14 protein-coding genes are annotated in these 13,712 nt (G+C 71.7%); 6 read left to right on the top strand and 8 right to left on the bottom strand.

The window, feature by feature from the left end; genetic code table 11:
- The 3 genes from STRIP9103_RS18730 to STRIP9103_RS18720 form a co-directional block, all read right to left on the bottom strand.
- Positions 1-433, bottom strand: a 433-nt coding sequence (locus STRIP9103_RS18730) for a DedA family protein (protein ID WP_048820536.1), incomplete at its 3' end; no start/stop codon positions are given.
- Positions 434-535: 102 nt separating this feature from the next.
- Positions 536-2,137 (bottom strand): carboxylesterase/lipase family protein, encoded by a 1,602-nt coding sequence (locus tag STRIP9103_RS18725; RefSeq protein ID WP_009314620.1) that lies wholly within the window; start codon positions 2,135-2,137, stop codon positions 536-538.
- Positions 2,138-2,300: 163 nt separating this feature from the next.
- A complete protein-coding gene (locus STRIP9103_RS18720; protein ID WP_009314606.1) occupies positions 2,301-2,738 on the bottom strand; it encodes a DUF4442 domain-containing protein in 438 nt (145 codons plus the stop codon).
- Between the two features lie 237 nt (positions 2,739-2,975).
- Here STRIP9103_RS18720 and STRIP9103_RS18715 point away from each other — a divergent pair, with 237 nt between their 5' ends.
- The 3 genes from STRIP9103_RS18715 (at position 2,976) to STRIP9103_RS18705 (ending at position 6,664) form a co-directional block, all read left to right on the top strand.
- Entirely contained in the window at positions 2,976-3,995 is a 1,020-nt protein-coding gene (locus STRIP9103_RS18715; RefSeq protein WP_009314618.1) for a hypothetical protein, read from the top strand.
- A gap of 167 nt (positions 3,996-4,162) precedes the next feature.
- The gene (locus STRIP9103_RS18710) at positions 4,163-5,218 is read left to right on the top strand and encodes a hypothetical protein (RefSeq protein WP_009314613.1); all 1,056 of its coding nucleotides are present in this window, start codon (positions 4,163-4,165) and stop codon (positions 5,216-5,218) included.
- A gap of 144 nt (positions 5,219-5,362) precedes the next feature.
- Positions 5,363-6,664, top strand: a complete 1,302-nt coding sequence (locus tag STRIP9103_RS18705) for an MFS transporter (RefSeq protein ID WP_009314608.1) — start codon at positions 5,363-5,365, stop codon at positions 6,662-6,664.
- Here STRIP9103_RS18705 and STRIP9103_RS18700 read toward each other — a convergent pair.
- A complete protein-coding gene (locus tag STRIP9103_RS18700; RefSeq protein ID WP_048820537.1) occupies positions 6,626-7,471 on the bottom strand; it encodes a spermidine synthase in 846 nt (281 codons plus the stop codon). The genes STRIP9103_RS18705 and STRIP9103_RS18700 overlap by 39 nt on opposite strands.
- 136 nt (positions 7,472-7,607) lie before the next feature.
- Positions 7,608-8,786, bottom strand: coding sequence for an elongation factor Tu (gene tuf / locus STRIP9103_RS18695; RefSeq protein WP_009314614.1), 1,179 nt, complete (start codon positions 8,784-8,786; stop codon positions 7,608-7,610).
- A 351-nt stretch (positions 8,787-9,137) separates the two neighbouring features.
- Between tuf and STRIP9103_RS49975 the strand changes: the two genes are divergently transcribed.
- Positions 9,138-9,278, top strand: a complete 141-nt coding sequence (locus tag STRIP9103_RS49975) for a hypothetical protein (protein WP_009314615.1) — start codon at positions 9,138-9,140, stop codon at positions 9,276-9,278.
- A gap of 56 nt (positions 9,279-9,334) precedes the next feature.
- Positions 9,335-10,114: a TVP38/TMEM64 family protein gene (locus tag STRIP9103_RS18690; protein ID WP_009314605.1), complete on the top strand. Its 780-nt coding sequence runs from the start codon at positions 9,335-9,337 to the stop codon at positions 10,112-10,114.
- 48 nt (positions 10,115-10,162) lie between these two features.
- Here the strand turns inward: STRIP9103_RS18690 and STRIP9103_RS18685 are convergent, their stop codons facing one another.
- On the bottom strand, positions 10,163-11,332 hold the full coding sequence (locus tag STRIP9103_RS18685; protein WP_009314604.1) for a thiolase family protein: 1,170 nt from the start codon (positions 11,330-11,332) through the stop codon (positions 10,163-10,165).
- A gap of 102 nt (positions 11,333-11,434) precedes the next feature.
- On the opposite strand from STRIP9103_RS18685, the gene STRIP9103_RS18680 reads away from it, so the two are divergent.
- Positions 11,435-11,905, top strand: coding sequence for a winged helix-turn-helix transcriptional regulator (locus tag STRIP9103_RS18680; RefSeq protein ID WP_009314607.1), 471 nt, complete (start codon positions 11,435-11,437; stop codon positions 11,903-11,905).
- A 95-nt stretch (positions 11,906-12,000) separates the two neighbouring features.
- Here STRIP9103_RS18680 and STRIP9103_RS18675 read toward each other — a convergent pair whose 3' ends face one another.
- Both STRIP9103_RS18675 and STRIP9103_RS18670 read right to left on the bottom strand, forming a co-directional pair.
- Positions 12,001-12,714, bottom strand: a complete 714-nt coding sequence (locus STRIP9103_RS18675) for a cupin domain-containing protein (protein ID WP_048820535.1) — start codon at positions 12,712-12,714, stop codon at positions 12,001-12,003.
- Positions 12,708-13,643 carry a DUF6807 domain-containing protein gene (locus STRIP9103_RS18670; protein WP_009314612.1) on the bottom strand — a complete coding sequence of 312 codons (936 nt, stop codon included), beginning with the start codon at positions 13,641-13,643 and terminating at the stop codon, positions 12,708-12,710. Before STRIP9103_RS18670 ends, STRIP9103_RS18675 begins: the two co-directional genes overlap by 7 nt.
- Positions 13,644-13,712: the final 69 nt, after the last annotated feature.

Below are 13,712 nucleotides of genomic sequence, written 5' to 3'. Positions count from 1 at the left end.
TGGCGATGAGGAAGCGCCAGTAGGGCATCTGGAGGACGCCCGCGAGGGGGCCGGCGAAGATGCGGAGGAGGGCGATGAAGCGCCCGAAGAAGACGGCCCACATGCCCCAGCGGTCGAAGGAGCGCTCGGCGACCGCGATGTTGCTCTCGCTGAAGTGCTTGGGGAATCTGCGGCCGAGCTTGGCCAGGAGCGGGCGTCCTCCCTTGCGGCCGATGGCGTAGCCGATGGAGTCGCCGATGATCGCGCCGGCGGTGGCGCAGGCGCCGAGGACGAACGGGTTGATCTCACCGTGCTGGGAGGCGAGCAGCGCGGAGGAGACCAGGATGATCTCGCCCGGCAGCGGGATGCCCAGGCTCTCCAGGCCGATGACCACGCCCACCAGCAGATAGATGCTGAGTGGGGGCACTGTTTCGAGCCACTCCTGGACGTGCAAAGCCGATTCCTCTCGTGTGGCGGATCCCGGACCCGCGGCGCGTGCTCGCGGCGGAGCGCGCGCCGGGGCAGCCTACCCGCTTAGTCGGACGGCGGCGGAGTCCTACAGGTTGTCCCACAGGTCGCACCGGTGCTCACTGTGCACGGTCGCGCTCAGTCCGTTGCCGCCCGCTCCGGCCGTCCGGAGGGTGAGCACCTTGCCGCCCCCGGCCGGTACGGCGGACCGGCCCGCGGCCCTCGGCACTCCGTCGCGGACGAAGGAGCCCCAGTAGTCGATCATCTGCCGTGACAGCGCCCGCTGCCCGGCGTCGAGCGGTGTCCGCAGCCCGAAGTGCTTGAAGAGGTACTGCACCTCGTTGACGTGGGTCGCGCCGAAGTCGAAGTCGGTGCCCAGATTCCGCAGCGAGGCGAAGGGCGGCGAGGTACGGTCGGCGAACTCGTACGCGTAGACCGGTCCGCGCCCGGCGAGCACCTGGTTCAGGCGCAGAGCGGAGCAGGCGAACCGCTGGTCGCCCTGGGCGGTGCCGTACGCGATGGTCGGCGAGGGATGGGCGGAGAGCGGGTAGCGGTCCAGTGCGCGGTCGCCGAATTCGGTCCGCATGACGTTCGGGTACTGCTCGGCCGTGAGCGGGGTGCCGGCCGCGTCGAAACGTGCGAAGGCGAACAGGCGCCCCTCGTCCCGGTTGGCGCCGTTGAGGACGGGCACCCGGGCCGCCGCCCCGTCGGCGAACGCCTCGAAGGGCTGCCGGGGCAGGAAGGCGCCGCCCACCACGGGGCCCCAGTTCAGGCCGGCCTGGGCGGCGAGGATCTCGGCGGCGGGCTTGCCGCGCAGACAGGCCAAGTCCGCGCAGTCCAGCCGTTCCATGAAGACCTTGCCCTGCGCCACGGCCGACTCGTGACCGCGGGCCCCGCAGTCGCCGTACGCCCCGCTCTGGACGATCCCGGCGCGGAAGAGGCCCTTCGACGTCGGTGAGGCCAGCTGGGTGCAGACCGAGCGGCCACCCGCGGACTCGCCCGCGATGGTGACCCGGCCCGGGTCGCCTCCGAAGCGGCCGATGTTGGACCGCACCCAGCGGAGCGCGGTCTGCTGGTCGAGCATCCCGAAGTTGCCGGAGACCCCGTCGCGCACCTCGTCGTCGAGGCCGGCCGTGGCGAGGAAACCCATCGCGCCGAGGCGGTAGTTGACGGTCACGACGACGGTGCCGGTGCGTCGCGCGAAGGTGTCCGGTACGACGTCCTCGCCGGCGCCCGCGGTGAGCCCGCCACCGTGCAGCCAGACCATGACCGGACGCCGTCCGCCGCCGTCCGGCACGTACACGTTGAGGTCGAGGCAGTCCTCGGTGTGGCTGGGCTGTTCGTAGCCGGGATCCCAACTGGGGGTCTGTACGCATCTGTTGCCGAACTCGCGCGCCTCGCGCACCCCTTGCCAGGGCTTGACCGGCCGGGGTTCGGTCCAGCGCAGGTCGCCGACGGGCGGCTGGGCGTACGGGATGCCGAGGAACTGCCGTCCCTCGGCGGTGGTCTCGCCGCGGACCCAGCCGGCGTCGGTGCGGACGACGGTCGAGGGCGGCCGGCCCGATGCGGCGGCCTGGGCGGGGACGGGGGCGAGGAGGGCCGCGGCGAGGGCCGTGGCCCCTGCGCCCCCCGAGACCAGTCGCCGTAAGCGGGTGGGGGCAAAGCGCCGCCGGGACACGGTGTCTGACATGAAGCCGTCACTCCTTCGAGCAGGCGTCGGTGTCTGTGTGAACCATGTGCATGCGTGTCGGGCGGGAAACTAGGGCCGGCGGTGACGCGTGTCAATGAAGCGGACGAGAAACCCTCGCCGCCCGGCGGGAGGGGAGGGGGCGACGAGGGTCGGGGGATCGGCCTCAGGAGTTGGGGCGCAGGGTCCAGACGACGGTCATCTCGCCGGTCACGGCGCCGTCGGCGCGCTGGAGGGCGACGGAGACGGGGAACTCGGGACGCCTGCCGGCGTCGAGTTCGGCGATCACCTCGGCGGCGGGGCGGCCCAGTGTCGCGGTGGCCGTGACCGCGCCCATCGCGAGCTTCCTGTACGCGATCTCCGCGTTGACCGCGAGCGGCACGGCGCGGGAGAGCTGGTCCCCGAACGCGGCGAGCACGATCGCCCCGCTCGCCGACTCGCCCAGCGTGAACATCGCCCCGGCGTGCGGCCCGCCGACGTGGTTGTGGAACTCGCCCTGGTCCGGCAGCGTCACCACGACCCGCTCCGCCGAGGCCTCCTGGAACTCCAGGTTCAGGGTCCCGACCATCGGCACCGTGGCGGCGAGCATCTCGCCGATCGACATCTGTTGCTCTGCGCTCATGACGGCGAGGTTACCCACGAGTAGCCGCTGTGACCAGGGGTGTCCTGTGAGACGGCGGGCACACTCGTGGGGCGGCGGGCACAGGGGCGTACGGCTCCATGGGGATCAACCCGCTTCTACGGTCAGCCCGCCCCTCCCCCGATCCAGCCTCCTGACCGGTACATGCCTGACGGCGCTCGGTGACCGAACCGTGGCAGGGCATCACTAAGGTTGCCGACCATGTGGCCAGGACAGCAGCAGCCGCCCGGGGGCGAGCCTCATCCGCAGCAGAACCCGTACCAGCAGCCGGGCTTTCAGCAGCCGAATCCGTATCAGCAGCCCGGTTACCAGCAGACGCCGGCACCGGCACCCCAGATCCCGTACGGCCAACCCCAGTGGGGTGCGCCCGCGCCGGTCGGCGCTCCGGAGCCGCCGGGCGGAGGCGGCGGCAACCGGACGAAGCTGATCGCGATCGTGGCGGCCACGACCGTCGTCGTGACCGCCGGTGTGACGGGTTTCCTGGTGCTCGGCGGTGACAAGGACGAGCAGGCGGACGGCGGTAACGGCAAGGGCTCGACGCCCTCGGCGAGCGCGTCGAAGGAGCCGAGCCCCTCGGCCTCGACCGAAGAGAGCCGCAGCGCGGACGGGCCGGAGCCGACCATCGAGGGCTGGAAGGTCGTCATCAACCCCAAGTGGGGCACGGCGTTCGACGTGCCCGCCGACTGGGAGGTCGACACCCCGAGCACCATCATCGGCTTCGAGGACAGCAAGGGGAAAGCCGGTGACCCGCCGCTCATCACCATGTCGGCACCGGCGTACTACAAGTCCAAGTGGTGCACGTCGGACGACGACAAGGACGGCCGCGAGAACCACACGGAGCTCGCCGCGACGGGCACCAAGGGCGCGAGCGGCGCCAAGAGCACCGAGGAGGTGGCCGTGAACCAGGTGCCCTGGTACGTCTACGGCGGCTACACCCAGCCGGACCGCAAGAGCATCGTCTTCGACGAGAAGGCGGAGCACTACACGACGGCCTCCGGTGTGAAGGGCAGCGTCGCCTGGGCCAGATCCAAGAACACTCCCCAGAAGGGGAAGTGCGACAGCGACGGCAAGGCGGTCACCTTCGGGTTCAAGAACTCCGCGGGCGACTTCGTCGCCTGGAGCCTCTACGGCGCCACCGGAGTGGACGAGGAGGTCCCCGACGAGACCATCGAGAAGATCCTCAGCACGGTACGGCTGTACGGCGACCCGACGGGCGGCTGACGGGGAGTCGGCGGGGGTCGGCAGGCGGCTGACGGAGGGTCGGCTCGGGGTCGGACGGGTCAAAAGTCGTCGGCCGTGGGTGTTTTCGAGCCGTTCGTCCCGACTGCAAAGTCGCTTGGTGGACGCCCGTGGCAGCCCGCCCCCTGGCGCATCTATCGTTACGAGCCATGTGGCCAGGACAGCAGCAGCCGCCCGGGGGCGAGCACAACCCGCAGCAGCCGAATCCGTACCAGCAACCGGGGTACGACCAGTCGGGATACCAACAGCAGGCGTACCCGACACCCAACCCTTACCAGCAGCCCGGATACCAGTCGACGGGTCAGCAACCGGGGTACGCGCAGCAGCCCCAGTGGGGTGCGCCCGCGCCGGTCGGCGCTCCGGAGCCGCCGGGCGGAGGCGGCGGCAACCGGACGAAGCTGATCGCGATCGTGGCGGCCACGACCGTCGTCGTGACCGCCGGTGTGACGGGTTTCCTGGTGCTCGGCGGTGACAAGGACGAGCAGGCGGACGGCGGTAACGGCAAGGGCTCGACGCCCTCGGCGAGCGCGTCGAAGGAGCCGAGCCCCTCGGCCTCGACCGAAGAGAGCCGCAGCGCGGACGGGCCGGAGCCGACCATCGAGGGCTGGAAGGTCGTCATCAACCCCAAGTGGGGCACGGCGTTCGACGTGCCCGCCGACTGGGAGGTCGAGACGCCCGGCACCTTCATCGGCTTCGAGGACGGCAAGAAGGGCGACGGCTCGGTCCTCATCGGCATGTCGGCACCCGCGATCCTCAAGTCGGAGTGGTGCAAGTCCGACGACGACAAGGACGGCCACGAGGAGAGCAAGTCCCTCGCCGCCGTGGGCACCAAGGGCCAGCAGGGCGCCAACGACACCGGCGACATCGCCCGCAACGACTCGGCGTGGTGGGTCTTCGGCGGTTACACCGACCAGGAGGACGCCTCGAAGAAGCTGATGAAGATCGGCAAGCCCGAGGCGTACACGACGGCGTCGGGCGTCGAGGGCAGTGTCGCGACCACCTACTCGACCGGCGCCGCCGACAAGAGCAAGGGCAAGTGCGACACCGACGGCAAGGCGACCACGTTCGCCTTCAAGAACTCGAAGGGTGACTTCGTCTCCTGGACGTTCCACGGCGCCAAGGGCGTCAAGGACGAGGTCCCGGACGCGACCGTGCAGAAGATCCTCAGCACCGTACGGCTGTACGGCACCCCGACCGGCGGCTGAGCGGACCGGACGCGGGGCCTGTGGCGGTCAGCGGCAGGCCCCGCATCCGTGAGTCGTCCCCTCATGGCGTGAACCGGCCATAACCTTCCACGGCCTCCGAGGAAACGATTTGGCAAGTGCGCCCGGGGCGGCGATAGTCAGCCCGTGGCCTCTCCCTCTGTCTTCCGTAGCCGCTCCGCCTGGGCCGGCCGTAACTACACCCTGCTGACGACGGCCGCGGTCGTCACCAGCCTCGGCAGCCACGGCGCCCTGATCGCGGCGGCGTTCGCGGTCCTGGAGGCGGGCGGCGACGGCGGGGACGTCGGTCTGGTCGCGGCGGCGCGGACACTGCCGCTGGTGCTGTTCCTGCTGATCGGCGGCGCGGTCGCGGACCGGCTGCCCCGGCACCATGTGATGGTCGCGGCGAACACCCTCAACTGCCTCTCCCAGGCGGTGTTCGCCGCGCTCGTGCTCACCGGCGAGGCACGGCTGTGGCAGATGATGCTGCTGTCCGCGCTCGGCGGCACCGGGCAGGCGTTCTTCAGCCCGGCCGCCGAAGGCATGCTGATGTCCTCGGTCACCGCCGAACAGGCGGGGCGGGCCTTCGCGCTGTTCCGCTTCGCCTCGCAGGGCGCGACCATGAGCGGCGCGGCACTCGGCGGCGTACTGGTCGCGTTGATCGGCCCCGGCTGGGTGCTCGCGGTGGACGCGGTCGCGTTCGCGGTCGCCGGCGGTCTGCGCGCCTTCCTCGACGTGAGCCATGTGCCGGAGCGCGAGCCCGGCCACGGCATGCTCGCCGATCTCCGGGACGGCTGGCGGGAGTTCACCGGCCGGACCTGGCTGTGGGCGATCGTCGTCCAGTTCTCCCTCGTCAACGCGGTCATCGTGGCCGCCGACTCGGTCTACGGCCCCCAGGTCGCCCGCGACAGCCTCGGCGGCGCGGGCCCGTGGGGCGTGGCGCTGGCCCTGTACGGCGCCGGAAACGCCGTCGGGGCCCTGCTCATGACCCGCTGGAAACCGCGCCGGCTCCTCCTCGTCGGTGTCCTGTGCGTCTTCCCCTTCGCCCTCCCCTCGGCCGCACTGGCCGTGCCGACGTCGATCGCCGTGCTGTGTGTGGCGATGTTCGTCAGCGGTCTGTCCATCGAGGTGTTCGGTGTCTCCTGGATGACCGCGCTGCACCAGGAGATTCCCGAGGAGAAGCTGTCCCGCGTCTCGGCGTACGACTGGTTCGGCTCGGTGTCGATGGTGCCGCTCGCCACCGCGCTGGCGGGTCCGGCGGAGAGCGCCTTCGGGCGTACGGCGGCCCTGTGGGGCTGCGCCGCCCTGTGCACGGCGGCCACGGCGGCGGTGCTGTGCGTACGCGACGTACGGACCCTGACCAGGCGCGGCACGCCGGTCGCCCTGAGCAAGCCGGACGCCGAGCCCGGCTCAGCCGATGCCGAAGGCTCCGTCGGGCGGCTCGGGTGACGGCACCGCGTCCTCCTCGCGCACGGGCACGGCACCGGCGATGAAGTCCCGTAGCCCCGGGCCGTGTTCGACGCGCGCCGGGAAGACGTCGGCGGCGGTGCGCCGGGCCAGGGCGGCGACGTCGAGGGGCCGGTGGGCGGCCAGCAGCACCGCGTTGCCGAACCGCCGGCCGCGCAGCACGCCCGGTTCTGCGATCAGCGACAGCTCCTCGAACACCGTCGCGAGCGTGGCCAGTTGGGAGCGCAGAAACGCGAACGGCGCGGCATCGGCGAGGTTCGCGAGATAGACCCCGTCCGCCCGCAGCACCCGCTCGGCGGCACGCGCGTACGCCACGGTCGTCAGATGCGCCGGCACCCGGGACCCGCCGAAGACATCCGCGACGATCACGTCGGCCGAGTCCGCGGGGGCGGCTTCGAGCCATTCCCTGGCGTCGGCGCCGTGCAGCGCGATCTTCGCGTCGCGGGGCAGGGGCAGATGCTCGACGACGAGGTCCAGCAGCCCCCGGTCGTACTCGACGACGTCCTGCCGGGACCCGGACCGGGTGGCGGCCACATATCGGGGCAGAGTGAGTGCGCCCCCGCCGAGATGCAGCACATCGAGCGCCTGCCCCGGCTCCGCCACGGTGTCCAGCACATGCCCGAGCCGTCGCGCGTACTCGAACTCCAGATGCGTCGGCGCGTCCAGATCGACATACGACTGCGGCGCCCCGTCGACGGTCAGCAGCCAGGCCCGTTCCCGGTCGACGTCGGGCATGAGCTTGGCGGTCCCCTGATCGGTGGCGCGGGAGACGGGTATGGCTTCGTTCACGGCCCCATTGTGCCGGGTGCGCTGCTTGGCCACAGGGGCGCCGCAGCGCCTCTGAAAGAGGCGTGGGGAACTGCGCGACCAGCCACAACGGACCCGCAGTCCCCCACGCGCACCAACTCACCTGTTGAGTGGCCGTCTATTGAACGGCCGTCACCGTGCCGGCCCCCACGGTCCGACCGCCCTCACGGATCGCGAACCCCAGCCCGGGCTCCAACGGAACCTCACGCCCGAGCTCCACGTTCATCGTGACCCGGTCCCCGGGCCGGGCGACGGCGATCTCCCCGAGGTCGACGTCACCGACCACATCCGCCGTACGGATGTAGAACTGCGGCCGGTAACCCGTGGACACCGGAGTCGTGCGGCCCCCCTCACGGGCGGACAGCACATACACCTGCGCGGTGAAGTGCCGACTGGGCACGACACTGCCGGGCGCCGCCACGACATGCCCGCGCCGGACGGCGTCCCGTGGAACGCCACGCAACAGCAGCGCCACGTTGTCCCCGGCCTGCGCCTCGCTCATCGGCTTGCCGAAGGTCTCCAGCCCGGTGACGACGGTCTCGGCCTCGGCGCCGAGCACTTCGACCCGGTCGCCCACGCGGATCACGCCCCGCTCGACGGCACCGGTGACGACGGTCCCCCGCCCGGTGATGGTCAGCACGTTCTCGACCGACAACAGGAACGGCGCGTCCACATACCGCTCCGGCATCGGAACGTATGTGTCCACCGCGTCCAGCAGCGCGTCGATCGACGCCGTCCACCGCGGGTCCCCTTCGAGGGCCTTCAGCCCGGAGACCCGTACGACGGGTACGGAGTCGCCGCCGTAGCCGTGCGCGGTGAGCAGCTCGCGGACCTCCAGCTCGACGAGGTCGATCAGTTCCTCGTCGCCCGCGTCGGCCTTGTTCAGCGCGACGATCACATGGTTCACCCCCACCTGCCGGGCGAGCAGCACGTGCTCGGCGGTCTGCGGCATGATCCCGTCGAGCGCGGAGACGACGAGGATCGCCCCGTCGAGCTGCGCGGCCCCGGTGACCATGTTCTTGACGTAGTCGGCGTGACCGGGCATGTCGACGTGCGCGTAGTGCCGGGTGTCGGTCTCGTACTCGACGTGCGCGATGTTGATGGTGATGCCGCGCGCCGCCTCCTCCGGGGCGCGGTCGATGCGGTCGAACGAAACGTATCGAGTGGTGCTGCCGGTCCCGCGCTCGGCGAGGACCTTGGTGATGGCGGCGGTCAGGGTGGTCTTGCCGTGGTCGACATGGCCCATCGTGCCGATGTTGAGATGCGGTTTCGTGCGGACGTAAGCCGTCTTGGACATGGCGGTACCTCGAAGCCTCTTCAGCGGTACTGAGTGATGGCCCCGGCGCGACGGGTACGCGGCCGGGACGGGGACCCCAAGGTCTTGCCGACCCTCCCCCTGCGGGGTCCGCCGGAATCTCCGGGAAGGGTCAGCTTCGGGCGCCGTCTGCGGCGGCCACGACGATCAGAAGGGCAGCCTTCGGGGCATCCGCGACTACCGCGGATGCTGCGAGGACGAAGGCGTGCCGGAACATGGCATCGATCATCGTCGACGCGTCGCTCCGCGTCGAATGGTTTTCGTGACGGGCGAGTTCGAAGGGTGCGGAGGGGGTTCCCGGCGTCTTACGAGGTCGCCGCGGCCGAAGGAGAGATGCTTCACAGGACGGCGCGGGGGCTGAACGGCGACGCCGCGCTGTCCGTGTTCCGGAAGACGCAGGCAGCACGGTGTGCGATGCCCCGTCGGGCCTGGGTGACGTCGGTGTCGCCGACCCGGATGTTCCGCATGCTGTGACGCCGGTGAGACGTTCCGTACGGCATACACACACATGGGTCGGTTACCTTCGACGAATGCTCGATGCCACCACCCGCTCTGGGGGCACCGCCACGGCTCTTCCCCGGGCCGCCGCCACGGACCTCGCCATCGCCACGCCCGCCGCCCCGACCGTCCCCGCGGGGCGCGCCGCCCGCTGGGGCAGGGCGCTGCTGTCGCCGTGGGCGCGGTTCTCGCTGCTCGTGGCGCTGCTCGTGGGCGCGGTGTCGACCGTGCTGCTGTTCGAGCCGCAGCGGCTGCTGGCCGACGGCTGGCCGCCCCAGCTGAACGGCGCGGCGGCGGCCGTGGTGTTCTCGGTGGCGTACGGGCTGTGCACGGTGGCGTTCGTGCCCCGGCCGATCCTGAACCTCGCGGCGGGTGCCCTCTTCGGTTCCCAGCTGGGGCTGGGCACGGCGCTCGCGGGCACGGTCCTCGGGGCCGGGATCTCCTTTGCCCTGGGCCGGGTGCTCGGGCAGGACGCGCTGCGCCCGCTGCTGCGCCACCGCTGGCTGAAGCTGGCGGACGGGCAGCTCAGCCGCCACGGCTTCCGCTCCATGCTGGCGGCCCGGCTGTTCCCCGGGGTGCCGTTCTGGGCGGCGAACTACTGCGCCTCCGTCTCCCGCATGGGCTGGCTCCCCTTCCTCCTCGCCACGGCCCTCGGCTCGATCCCCAACACCGCCGCGTACGCCGTGGCCGGCGCCCGAGCCTCGTCCCCGACCTCACCGGCCTTCCTGATCGCCATGGCGGCCATCGCGATACCGGCCCTGATCGGCGCGACGGTGGCTTGGCGCAAGCGCCACCACTTGCGGGCCCGCTGACCGGTCAGTCGCATACGCGGCTCCGCCGCGTGGGCGCGAAGCCCGATTTCACACCGCTTCCAGCACCATCGCGTTGGCCAACCCACCCGCCTCGCACATCGTCTGCAACCCGTACCGGGCGCCCCGCGCGCGCATCGCATGGACCAGGGTCGTGGTCAACCTGGTGCCGCTGGCCCCGAGCGGGTGCCCCAGGGCGATCGCGCCGCCGTGGACGTTGACCTTGTCGAGGTCGGCGCCGGTCTCCTGCTGCCAGGAGAGGACGACACTGGCGAACGCCTCGTTGACCTCGAACAGATCGATGTCGCCGATCGTCAGCCCGGCCCTGCGGAGCACCTTCTCGGTGGCCGGTACGACGCCGGTGAGCATCAGCAGCGGGTCGGAGCCGGTGACGGCGAAGCTGTGCAGCCGGGCGAGGGGGCGCAGGCCGAGCCGGGCGGCGGTCTCGGCGGAGGCGATGAGCACGGCCGAGGCGCCGTCGTTGATCGGGCTGGCGTTGCCCGCGGTGACGTTCCACTCGATCTGCGGGAACCGCTCGGCGAACCCGGGGTCGTGGTAGGCGGGCCTGAGGCCGGCGAGGATCTCGGGGGTGCTGCCGGGCCGTACGCACTCGTCGCGGGTCACCCCGTCCAGGGGCGCCACCTCGGCGTCGAAGAGCCCGCCCTCCCAGGCTGCGGCGGCCTTGTGGTGGGAGGACACCGCGAACGCGTCCATCCGCTCGCGTGAGAGCGACCACTTGGCGGCGATCAGCTCGGCGCTGATGCCCTGCGGGACGAGCCCTTCGGGGTAGCGGGCGGCGACACCGGGACCGAACGGATCCTTGCCCTCGGGCACGTTGGACCACATCGGCACCCGGCTCATCGACTCCACCCCGCAGGCGACGACCAGGTCGTACGCGCCCGACATGACGCCCTGGGCCGCGAAGTGCACGGCCTGCTGGGAGGAGCCGCACTGCCGGTCGACCGTGGTCGCGGGGACCGTCTCGGGGAAGCCGGCCGAGAGCACGGCGTAGCGGGTGGTGTTCATGGCCTGCTCGCCGACCTGGTCGACCGTGCCGCCGATGACGTCGTCGACGAGCGCCGGGTCCACGCCCGCGCGGTCGACGAGGGCGCGCAGGGTGTGGGCGAGGAGTTCGACGGGATGGACGTGGGCGAGGGCTCCGTTCGGCCTGCCCTTTCCTATGGGGGTGCGTACGGCTTCGACGACTACGGCGTCACGCATGGGCGGGCCTCCACGGCTACGGGCGACTACCAGTGAGTAGGAAATCCAAACTCACCATAGCTCCGCGAGTTGGAAAATCAAACCCTCCCCTAGACTGGGCTCATGCCCGCCTCCGGAGATCCGCGCCCCTGTTCCATCGCCGACGCCCTCGCGATCGTCGGTGAGAAGTACTCCCTGCTGGTCCTGCGCGAGGTGTGCCTCGGCAACGGCCGCTTCGACCAGCTGGTCCGCAACATCGGGGCCCCGCGCGATGTGCTGGCCACGCGGCTCAAGCGCCTGGTGGACGCGGGCGTGCTGAAGAAGCACGTCTACAGCGAGCGTCCGCAGCGCTTCGAGTACCGGCCGACACAGGCGGGTCTCGAACTGGAGCCGGTCCTGATGACGCTCATGGCGTGGGGCGACCGCCATCTCCGTGAAGACGACGACCGCCCCATGGTGATCGAGCACATCTGCGGCAACGAACTGGTCCCGACGGTCACCTGCACGGCCTGCGGCGGCGAGGTCCGCCACGAGGACCTGATGGCCCACCCGCAGACACCGGGCTGGACGGTGACGGGTCCGACGGCCGCGTGAGTCGACCGGTGCGCGCCGCGCCCCTTCAGGGGCGCGGGGCCGTGTCGGTGTGCGGCTCCGCCGCGTGGGCCCGAGCGACCACACACGCCCGTTCGTCAGTTCCCCTTGTAGACGTCCAGCCGCCCGCACATCCCGAACTTGCCGTACGCGGACGGTTGTTCCGCCCGTACGACGGCACCGGCAAGGTGCGACAGGTCCCCCCGCTCCAGCCGGTCCAGCTGCTCCCCGGTCGCGGCGGCAGCCGCCCGCGCGCCCCGCTCCCAACGTGCGCGCCACTCGGCGAGCCGGGGCCGTACCAGCGCGGCGGCGGCCCGGTGGAAGGCGGCGAGCGGCTCGGGGCCGTCCGCGTCGCGCAGCGCCCGGTAGCCCTCCAGGGCGAGATCCCGCCGGGCCCGGGCGACCCGCTCCTGCTCCTCCTCCGGGGCGTCCACCGGGATACGGGTGGCGGCGGCGTACGTCTCCGGGTCGGTCAGATACTCCGGCGGCAGCGTGAGCACGGCGTCGCCCGCCTCCGGCAGCCCGCTGTTCTGCATGAGGACGGTGATGCGCAGGTCGTCCTCGTTGACCAGCCGGTGGATGGTGCCGGGCGTGAACCAGGCGACCGTGCCGGGCGACAGGGGCGTGACCTCGTACCCGGAGGCCGTCAGCGTCTGCACGGCGCCGCGCCCGCCGGTGACGACGTACGCCTCCGAACAGGTCAGGTGCATATGGGGGGTTCCCCCGCACACCCCGTCGGTCGCGGGCCAGTCGTAGACGGACAGGTGCGAGACGGCGACCCCGCCCGGCAGTCCCTCGTACGCGTTCACCATGGGTGCGCCTCCAGGTACTTGGCGATCTCCTCCCGCTCCCAGGCCCCGTCCGCCACGACGACGCGGTAGCGGCGGGTGAGGGTGTCGCCGGGGGCCAGTTCCAGCTCCTCGTGGAAGGCCCAGGAGGGGGCGACGGCGGCGAACGGCTCGTTGCGGACGAACCAGTGGGCGGGGTGGGCGCCGCCGGCCCCGGTGTGGTCGTTCTCGGGGGCGTGCGCGAAGACGAGCGTGGCGTGGCCGTCGGCGCCGTCGTGTTCGCCCGAGTAGGCGAGCCAGGGCGCCTGCTCGCCCATCAGCTCCGGGCCCTCGGAGTCGGGCCCGATGACCCGCCCGTCCCGGAAGGCGCGCGGACCGCGCCAGAACAGGCCCGTGTAGCCCGCCATCTCGCGCCCGGCGGTGGTCGGGCTGCCGAAGAGCAGCGGCTCCTCGCGGCGGTTGGTGATCGCGCTCGTCCAGGTCAGCGCCCAGGAGCCGGTCTCCGTGTCGACGTCGTGGACCTCGATACGGCGCTCCTCGTCGGCCCACAGCTCCCCGGTGTACGGGTGCCAGGTGAGCCGTTCCGCGATCACGACCCGATCGCCGTCCGAGACGACGTCGTCGAACCCGACGTGTGCCATCGAGCCGACGCGCTCCGGGATCGCCAGGTAGCCCTCGCCGTGCACGTACGAGTTGCCGCCCCACAGGTTCTGCCCCGACAGATGCGAGGCGGTCAGCTGCAGGCCCTTGTGCCAGCGGTGGTCGTTGGGCCGGTAGTCGGTGACGACGTCGCCCGCGAGGGTCCGGATCGGGTGCAGATACGGCTTCGGGGCCTCCCAGGCCGCCTCCGGCCGGTAGACGTAGCTGAACAGCTCGACGCCGGTGGTGGGTTCGGTGACCGTGACCCGGTCGCCGTGGGCGTGGACGACACGCAGCCCGTCGTGGAAGGTCATGCGGGGATCTCCTCACTCGTGGCGGGCAGCCGGGCGGGGACGGGTGCCCAGCCGGGGGCGCCGCCGTGC

It is taken from the genome of Streptomyces ipomoeae 91-03 (assembly GCF_000317595.1).
GTDB classification, from domain to species: Bacteria; Actinomycetota; Actinomycetes; order Streptomycetales; family Streptomycetaceae; genus Streptomyces; species Streptomyces ipomoeae.
Note: the sequence above shows the minus strand (reverse complement) of the source record. Positions and strands in the feature narration are given on the sequence as shown.